Origin of the sequence: Protofrankia sp. Cj5 (assembly GCF_917627405.1) — a bacterium.
Classification (GTDB): Bacteria; Actinomycetota; Actinomycetes; order Frankiales; family Frankiaceae; genus Protofrankia.
On sequence record NZ_CAKJTO010000171.1, the window covers coordinates 1 to 6,981 of the forward strand.

At 67.8% G+C, this 6,981-nt stretch carries 9 protein-coding genes; 4 read left to right on the forward strand and 5 right to left on the reverse strand.

Annotated elements, in window-relative coordinates; all coding sequences use genetic code 11:
• The coding region (locus MJ777_RS21725; protein WP_239377634.1) for a type II toxin-antitoxin system Phd/YefM family antitoxin at positions 1–184 on the reverse strand (184 nt) is incomplete at its 3' end.
• Positions 185–338: 154 nt separating this feature from the next.
• On the opposite strand from MJ777_RS21725, the gene MJ777_RS21730 reads away from it, so the two are divergent.
• From MJ777_RS21730 to MJ777_RS21740, 3 genes are all read left to right on the forward strand, one after another.
• Positions 339–1,247 (forward strand): DNA-processing protein DprA, encoded by a 909-nt coding sequence (locus MJ777_RS21730; RefSeq protein ID WP_239335508.1) that lies wholly within the window; start codon positions 339–341, stop codon positions 1,245–1,247.
• A gap of 454 nt (positions 1,248–1,701) precedes the next feature.
• Positions 1,702–1,989, forward strand: a complete 288-nt coding sequence (locus MJ777_RS21735; protein ID WP_239377635.1) for a hypothetical protein — start codon at positions 1,702–1,704, stop codon at positions 1,987–1,989.
• A gap of 57 nt (positions 1,990–2,046) precedes the next feature.
• Complete coding sequence (locus MJ777_RS21740) at positions 2,047–2,304, forward strand: type II toxin-antitoxin system PemK/MazF family toxin (RefSeq protein ID WP_239308000.1); 258 nt, start codon at positions 2,047–2,049, stop codon at positions 2,302–2,304.
• Between the two features lie 133 nt (positions 2,305–2,437).
• Here MJ777_RS21740 and MJ777_RS22820 read toward each other — a convergent pair whose 3' ends face one another.
• Genes MJ777_RS22820 through MJ777_RS21755 form a run of 3 tightly spaced genes read right to left on the reverse strand, consistent with a single transcriptional unit; the run spans position 2,438 to position 5,968 of the window.
• Positions 2,438–2,791, reverse strand: coding sequence for a UBP-type zinc finger domain-containing protein (locus MJ777_RS22820; protein WP_255720424.1), 354 nt, complete (start codon positions 2,789–2,791; stop codon positions 2,438–2,440).
• Between the two features lie 52 nt (positions 2,792–2,843).
• The gene (locus MJ777_RS21750) at positions 2,844–4,295 is read right to left on the reverse strand and encodes a sensor histidine kinase (RefSeq protein WP_239377636.1); all 1,452 of its coding nucleotides are present in this window, start codon (positions 4,293–4,295) and stop codon (positions 2,844–2,846) included.
• Entirely contained in the window at positions 4,292–5,968 is a 1,677-nt protein-coding gene (locus MJ777_RS21755) for an FAD-dependent oxidoreductase (RefSeq protein ID WP_239347433.1), read from the reverse strand. Before MJ777_RS21755 ends, MJ777_RS21750 begins: the two co-directional genes overlap by 4 nt.
• Positions 5,969–6,083: 115 nt before the next feature.
• On the opposite strand from MJ777_RS21755, the gene MJ777_RS21760 reads away from it, so the two are divergent.
• A complete protein-coding gene (locus MJ777_RS21760) occupies positions 6,084–6,518 on the forward strand; it encodes a VOC family protein (protein WP_370652811.1) in 435 nt (144 codons plus the stop codon).
• Between the two features lie 121 nt (positions 6,519–6,639).
• Here the strand turns inward: MJ777_RS21760 and MJ777_RS21765 are convergent, their stop codons facing one another.
• Positions 6,640–6,843, reverse strand: coding sequence for a hypothetical protein (locus tag MJ777_RS21765; RefSeq protein ID WP_239377638.1), 204 nt, complete (start codon positions 6,841–6,843; stop codon positions 6,640–6,642).
• Positions 6,844–6,981: the final 138 nt, after the last annotated feature.

The following is a 6,981-nucleotide window of genomic DNA, read 5'->3' on the forward strand; positions in this document are numbered from 1 at the left end:
GGATGAGGCCGTCCCGTACCCAGCGGGCGACCAGGCGTTGGGTACGGGCGATAGGGATGATCTCTGCGATCGGTTCCCCGCCGCGCGTCACCACCAGCCGCTCGCCGTGCTCGACGCGGTCGAGCACGCTCGCCGCGTGACGACTGAGATCGCGAGCGTTGATCGATGCCTGCCCAACTGTCATGCCTGACATGATCGACTTCTGTCAGGCGCAGCGTCAAGCGTCAACTGGCCGGGGTAGTCCACGAGCGCGATGTCGGTGTATATTCGCACGTATGTTCGGTTGCATTGTGAGGCGACTACGATCCCGCGGTACTCGCGTCCACTACGCTGGCGGCGTGGCGCAGCCGGGCATCGAGGAGCAGGCAGAGCTCGTCGCGCTGCTTCGAGAGCGACCGCGCGGGCTCAACTGGCTCCAGCTCGCCGGTGTTGTCCTGGAGAACGGGAGCGTCGCGGCGGCGCGGGCACAGCTCGTCGCTGAAAGCCTCTTCGGCGACGACGACCACGCCACACTGCTCGACGAAGCGCGGGGCGAGGTCCGTGCCTGGCATGCAGCCGGGCTGGAGTTCCTCTCGATCGTCGATGAGTGCTATCCGGCCCGCGTCCGCGACATCCACGAGGCTCCCCCGTTTCTGTTTGCCCGCGGTCGCCTGCTTGCCGACGACAAGGCCGTCTCCGTCGTGGGTTCGCGCGAGGCGTCGGAGCGGGGCCTCCAGATGGCCAGGTCCATCGCCGACGCACTGGTTTCGATGGAGCTCACCGTGGTTGCCGGTCTCGCGGCGGGGATCGACACCGCTGCCCACGAGACCACCATTGCCAGCGGTGGACGCACCGTGGCCGTCATCGGTACTGGGATCAACAGGTGCTACCCAGCCGGCAACCGCGGACTTCAGGAGCGCATCGCGGAGACGGGGCTGGTGCTGTCACAGTTCTGGCCAGATGCGCCGCCTCAGCAGCACAACTTTCCGATGCGTAACGCGGTGATGTCCGGCTACGGCATCACCACGATCGTCGTTGAGGCGGGGGAGCGTAGCGGCGCCCGCATTCAGGCCCGGATGGCGGTGCATCACGGCCGGCCCGTGATTCTGACCGATCTCGTCGTCAACAGCACCCAGTGGGGCAGGGAACTCGTCGGTCATCCCGACGTCTACGTCGCATCGTCGATCGCCGAGGTGAGAGCCGTGGTCGAAGAGCTTGCCGAACGTCCGAGCCGACTGGAAGCGGTTCTCAGTCAGATCACTGTCTGATGGTCACCCGCTCGCCCGCTCTTGACACACTCCGCGACCTCGTTGGCAGAACGGGAAGCTTGTTCCTCCGCAATGCGCGATGGGTACCCGGAGTTACTTGCAGCACCTGCGCAGGTATCCCAAACCCGGGCTTCCCCACCTGCTATAGGTGTGCCGAGCGAGTAGGTAGCGTCGGGCTGGCAGATCACCTCGGATTCGTCACCTACGCGTGGCCGAGGGCGCAGTCGGGGCAGACGATGCACGCCTACAAGCGCGGCGGTGCCACGAGCTATCAGCCAGTTGCGTCTCTTCTGACCTACGCCGTGGTCGCGCACTGGAACTGCATCGCGGACCGCGGCGGCAGCACCCGGACGCCTGGGCCTACGTCCCGTCGCTGTCTGGCCGACAGGGCCTGCATCCGCTCGCACGGATTGCTTCACAGTTCATGGGTCGAGTCCCACATGTGCCCGTGCACGTGAGCGAGACGGTCGGTGATAAACGGTCGTTCAATCCAGCGCACTTCGTCCTGTCTCCCAGCGGCGCCGGCTCTCGCCATGTCCTCCTGCTCGAGGACACCTGGGTCGGCGGAGGGCGTTTGCAGTCGGCGTCCGCCCTACTCAAGGCTGCGGGTGTCGATCAGGTCACCGGGCTCTCGGTGGCGCGATGGCTTGATCCCGGCAGAGAACCGACGAAGCTTTTCATCGAAGGTCTCAAGGAGAACTTCGATCCCGACGTATGCCCGTACACGGGCGCGCACTGCTGACGATTCGAGGGCTCCCAGGGCCGGATGAGACGCTGTTGCCAGGAGCCTCTGGCCCTCGTGGTGTCCTCCCGCTTCCACCTGGCTCTGACCGGTGGTGCGCTGGTGAGCGTCCTTCCGCTGACCGCTCGGGAGCGGCCTGGCTGGGTCCATCGGGTCCGGATCGACATCTCCGGGAAGCCCACCAGCTGGGCCATCACTGAACAGGTCCGTACTGTCTCGGCCAACCGGCTCACCGGTCGCGGTCCGCTCTACCGGCTGAACGTCGAGCAGATAGCCGAGGTACGCACCGTGCTGGCCCAGATGATCGACTTCTGAACCGGGCTTTTAGAACGTGACCCTTCATGGAGGCGATGATCGGCGTTTGTTTGTTGTCAGGTACGGTTTTCGGCCGGATAGGCGTACCTGACGACAAACTCGCGCCGATCTTGTCGACGAACGGCAGCCGCCCTCAGCGCAGCTGCTCCTGCCAGTCGGCGGGTACCCGGCCGGCCGGGCCGGGCGTCGGTTGGCCCAGTGGGTGATGCTCGGGCGGCGCCAGCGGCGGCCCGTCGTAGTACTGCTGGGTCTGATAGTCCCAGAACCAGGTCTCGCCTGGCTCGAAGCTGCGGATCAACCGATGTCCGGTCGTGGTCGCGTGCGCGCTCGCGTGCTGGGAGGGGGAGGAGTCGCAGCAGCCGATGTGGCCACAGCCGGCGCAGCGGCGCAGATGGAACCACCACCCGGGGCCGTTACCGGCGGTGCATTCGGCGCAGCCCGTCCCGCTCGGTGGCGCAGCCGGGTCGATCGTGCTCACCTCAGCCATCTGGCTGGCTCCCTTCGGTCATGTGCCTCGCCCGGTCATGTGCCTCACTCGGTCATACGGCCAGTTCATCGGCCGGTTCGGCAGGCAGCCGGACCCGGAACCGGGTGTCACCGGGCACCGACTCCACCGACAGGTCACCGTGGTGTTTGGTGACCACGATGCGCCAGGAGATGTCCAGGCCGAGACCGGTGCCTGCACCCACCGGTTTGGTGGTGAAGAACGGTTCGAAGATCCGGTCGCGGATCTCCGGTGCCACGCCCGGCCCGGTGTCGGCGATCTCGACGACCACGTGGTCCTGGCTGGGTGCCGTGCGCACGGTCAACGTGCCGACGCCGTCCATGGCGGCGACCGCGTTGTCGATCAGATTCGTCCAGACCTGGTTGAGCTCGGCGGCATAGGCGGGGATCTTCGGTAGGGCCCGGTCGTACTCCCTGACAACGGTGACGCCATCGCCGATCTTGCCGGCGAGCATCACCAGGGTGCTGTCCAGCAGCTCGTGGACGTCGACCCGCTGGTACGGCGCGCGGTCCAGCTGGGAGTACTGCTTGGCGGCGGCCACCAGGGTGGAAATTCGGGCCGTGGAGTCCTCGATCTCGTTCATGAGCAGCTCGGTTTCGACCGTGTAGTTCAGCCAGCGGACGGCACCCTCACGTATCGCGTCGGGGACGCTGCCCGCGACCTGCTCCAACCAGGGCAGGTCCAGACCAGCCTGGACGAAGGTCGGGGCGAGATCCCATCCGCCGGCGATACCGTGATCGTCGAGCCAGTCGGTGACCGCGTCCTCCCGGTCGCCGGCCTCCAGCGGAGTCAGCGCGGGTGCCTTCGCGACCCGCTCCACCGCCTCCTCCTGCAGCCGGATCAGGATTCCCAGGGTGGCCCGGTCGTACGGGCCCGAGGCGATCAGAGCGAGTTTGTGCCGCATCCCGGCGACCCGTTCCCGCAACGCCGAGGCCGCCCGTACCGCGGCGGCGGCCGGGTTGTTCAGCTCGTGGGTGAGCCCGGCGGACAGCGAGCCCAGCGCCAGCAGCCGCTCCCGCTGACCGATCGCCTGCTGGGCGGTCCGCATGCCGAGGAACAACCCCTCCAGCATGTGTACGGCCATCGGGAACCACTCCCGCATCAGCCGCGCCAGCGCGTCCGCCGGGAGCACGAAGAAGCGCGACGGCTCACTGACCCGCAGCGAGGCGGTGTAGACCTGCGGGACGCGGTCGCCCAGGTAGGCCTGAAAGGCACCCGCGTACACACCGCGCTGGGACGTGCGGCTGATCTCCACGTCGTCGGCGCCGACCCGCCGCGACAGCACCAGCGCTCCCTCGATGAGCACATAGAAGCAGCTGGCAGGCTCGCCTTCGGCGTACACCGGTCCTGATTCGATGAGCTCGACACGTCCGTCCGCGCACAGCCGGGCCAACTGGTCCTCGGTGAGTTTCTCGAACAGGAACAGCGTGCGGAGCTCGTCTGGGCCGCACGCCGCTGACGGGGCGCTCCGCGCCGGGCCGGTCATCGCTTGTCCAGATACCGGTGGACCAGGGTGACGGCCATGGCACCCTCACCGACCGCGGACGCGACCCGCTTCACCGACTCGGCCCGCGCGTCCCCGGCCACGAAGACGCCCGGAACGCTGGTCTCGAGGTGGTACGGATCCCGGTCCAGGGACCATCCGCGCGGCCGTTGGCCGTCGACCACGAGGTCAGGGCCGGCAATGACGAATCCGCGGCCATCACGGACGATCACACCGTCCAGCCAGTCGGTGCGCGGTGCCGCCCCGATGAAGACGAACAGCCACTGCGCGTCGACCGTCTCCGTGGCACCGGTCGTGTTGTCCCGGATCGTCAGCTGCTCCAGGTGTTGCGTGCCGTGGCCGGCGAGCACCTCGGTACAGGTCCGTACCGAGATCGTCGGGATGCCGGCGATCTGCTCGATGAGGTAGTGGGACATGGACGCTTCCAGCGACGGGCCGCGGACCAGCATGACCACCGAGCGGGCATGCCGGGCGAAGTACACCGCGGCCTGCCCGGCGGAGTTCGCCCCACCGACGATGTAGATATCCTGCCCCGCGCAGCCGGACGCCTCGGTCAGCGCGGAGCCGTAGAAGACGCCGCGCCCGGTCAGCGGCTCCAGGCCGGGAGCCGCCAGCTGCTGGTAGGACACGCCGGTCGCCAGGATGACGGTGTGGGCGTCGATCTGTCCTCCGTCGGCGAAGCGCACGGTCCGCCCCGAGCCGTTGACCTCCAGGCCGACGACGTCACGGGCGGTGAGTATCTCGGCGCCGAATTTAGCCGCCTGTCGGCGGGCGCGGTCGGTGAGCTGTGCCCCGGACACGCCATCGGGGAAGCCGAGGTAGTTCTCGATCCGTGAGCTCTGGCCGGCCTGACCACCGGTTGCGGTCCGTTCGACCAGCACGGTCCGCAGCCCTTCGGACGCGCCGTACACGGCCGCGCCCAGGCCTGCCGGGCCCCCGCCGATGACGATCATGTCGTAGAAGCCGGCGGCGGGCGCGGTGCTGAGGCCGACCCGGCTGGCGAGCTGCGAGTCGGTGGGCTCCACCAGTGCCTCGCCGTTTTCGGTGATCACGACGGGGAGGGTTGTGCCGTCCGTTCCGGCCGCGGCCAGCAGGCGCTCGCCTTCCGGTTCGTCGGCGAGGTACCACCGGTAGGGCACCTGGTTGCGGGCGAGGAAGTCCCGGACGTCGTGCGATCGCGCTGACCAGCGGTGGCCGATGACCTTGGTCTCTGGTACGGGCCGGTGGTCTGTGGTGTGCCAGGCGTCGAGCAGGGCGTCCACGACCGGGTAGAGCTTCTCCTCGGGCGGGTCCCACGGCTTGAGCAGGTAGTGGTCCAGGTCGACGACGTTGATGGCGTCGATCGCGGCATCGGTGTCGGCGTACGCGGTCAGCAGCACCCGCCGAGCTGTGGGGAACAGGTCCATCGCCTGTTCAAGGAATTCGATGCCGTTCATCCGTGGCATGCGGTAGTCGGCCAGGATCACCGCGACATGATCACCGCGCAGCTTGAGCTCACGCATCGCGTCCAGCGCCTGTTCGCCCGAATCGGCTCGGATGATCCGGTGGTTCTCGCCGTACCGCCGTCGCAGGTCCCGGCTGACCGCGCGGGAGACGCTCTGGTCATCGTCTACGGTGATCAGTGCCGTACGTACGGCAGACCGGGGCGCCGTCATGGATAGCCAGTCAAGCACGGATAGCCTGTCCCTGGCACGTCGTCAGAGCATGGCCGCCCGTCGATGACGTGCTCTGGTAACCGGGCCCGCGCCCCTGGCGAAGTACGCTCCAGCAATGGAGCAGCGTGTTAGTTTGATTACATTGGGTGTTGTTGACGTGCGGCGCGCTCGGGCGTTTTACGAGCGGCTGGGCTGGCAGGGCCAGGAGGTCGAAGAGACCGTGTTCTTTCAGGCCGGCGGCATCGCGTTCGTCCTCTGGGGCCGCGACAAACTCGCGCGCGACTGCGGTATTATGGACGGGCCGGCAGGTGGCTTCAGCGGCGTCGCCCTCGCGCACAATGTTCGGTCCGAGGCGGAGGTCGACGATGTCGTCGCGATGGCGGAGCGGGCAGGGGCCACGGTCACCCGTCCGCCGGCCAAGACGTTTTATGGCGGATATGCGGGGGTTTTCACCGACCTCGACGGCCACGCCTGGGAGATTGCCTACAACCCGGGCTTCCCGCTCGCGGCGGACGGCTTGATCACCGTCCCCGACTTCCCCGCCGGATGACCGGTCGGGGTGTCGTCGTATGCGCCGTGCGGTGTGGCTGGCCGGTTCGGCAGATCGAAAGATCGACATTCGGTGGATCGAAGGGGCGCTGCTATGATCGCTGCGTGCGCAGGGCGGCTGACTATGTACCCAGACGAGCCGTAGAGCTGATCATGGAGGTGTTGTCCGACACGCGGGTCGTGGTCGTCAACGGTGCCCGCCAGGTCGGTAAGAGCACCTGGCCGAGGTTGTGCTGCGGGCGCGGGCCGACGGGGTGGCACGGTTTCTCGATGATCCGGCGACCCGGGCCGCCGCTACCGAGGACCCGGTCCTGTTCATTCGCCACGACGGCCTGATGCTCAAGCGCGACCGGCAATAGGGGACGCGGCGTCGCGGGACTGGGGCACGCGCCTCGCGTCATCGCTCCCCGTCCATCGCTGCGCGAGGCACGGGTACCCCGGCTCGTCAGTCGCCACCCCCAACC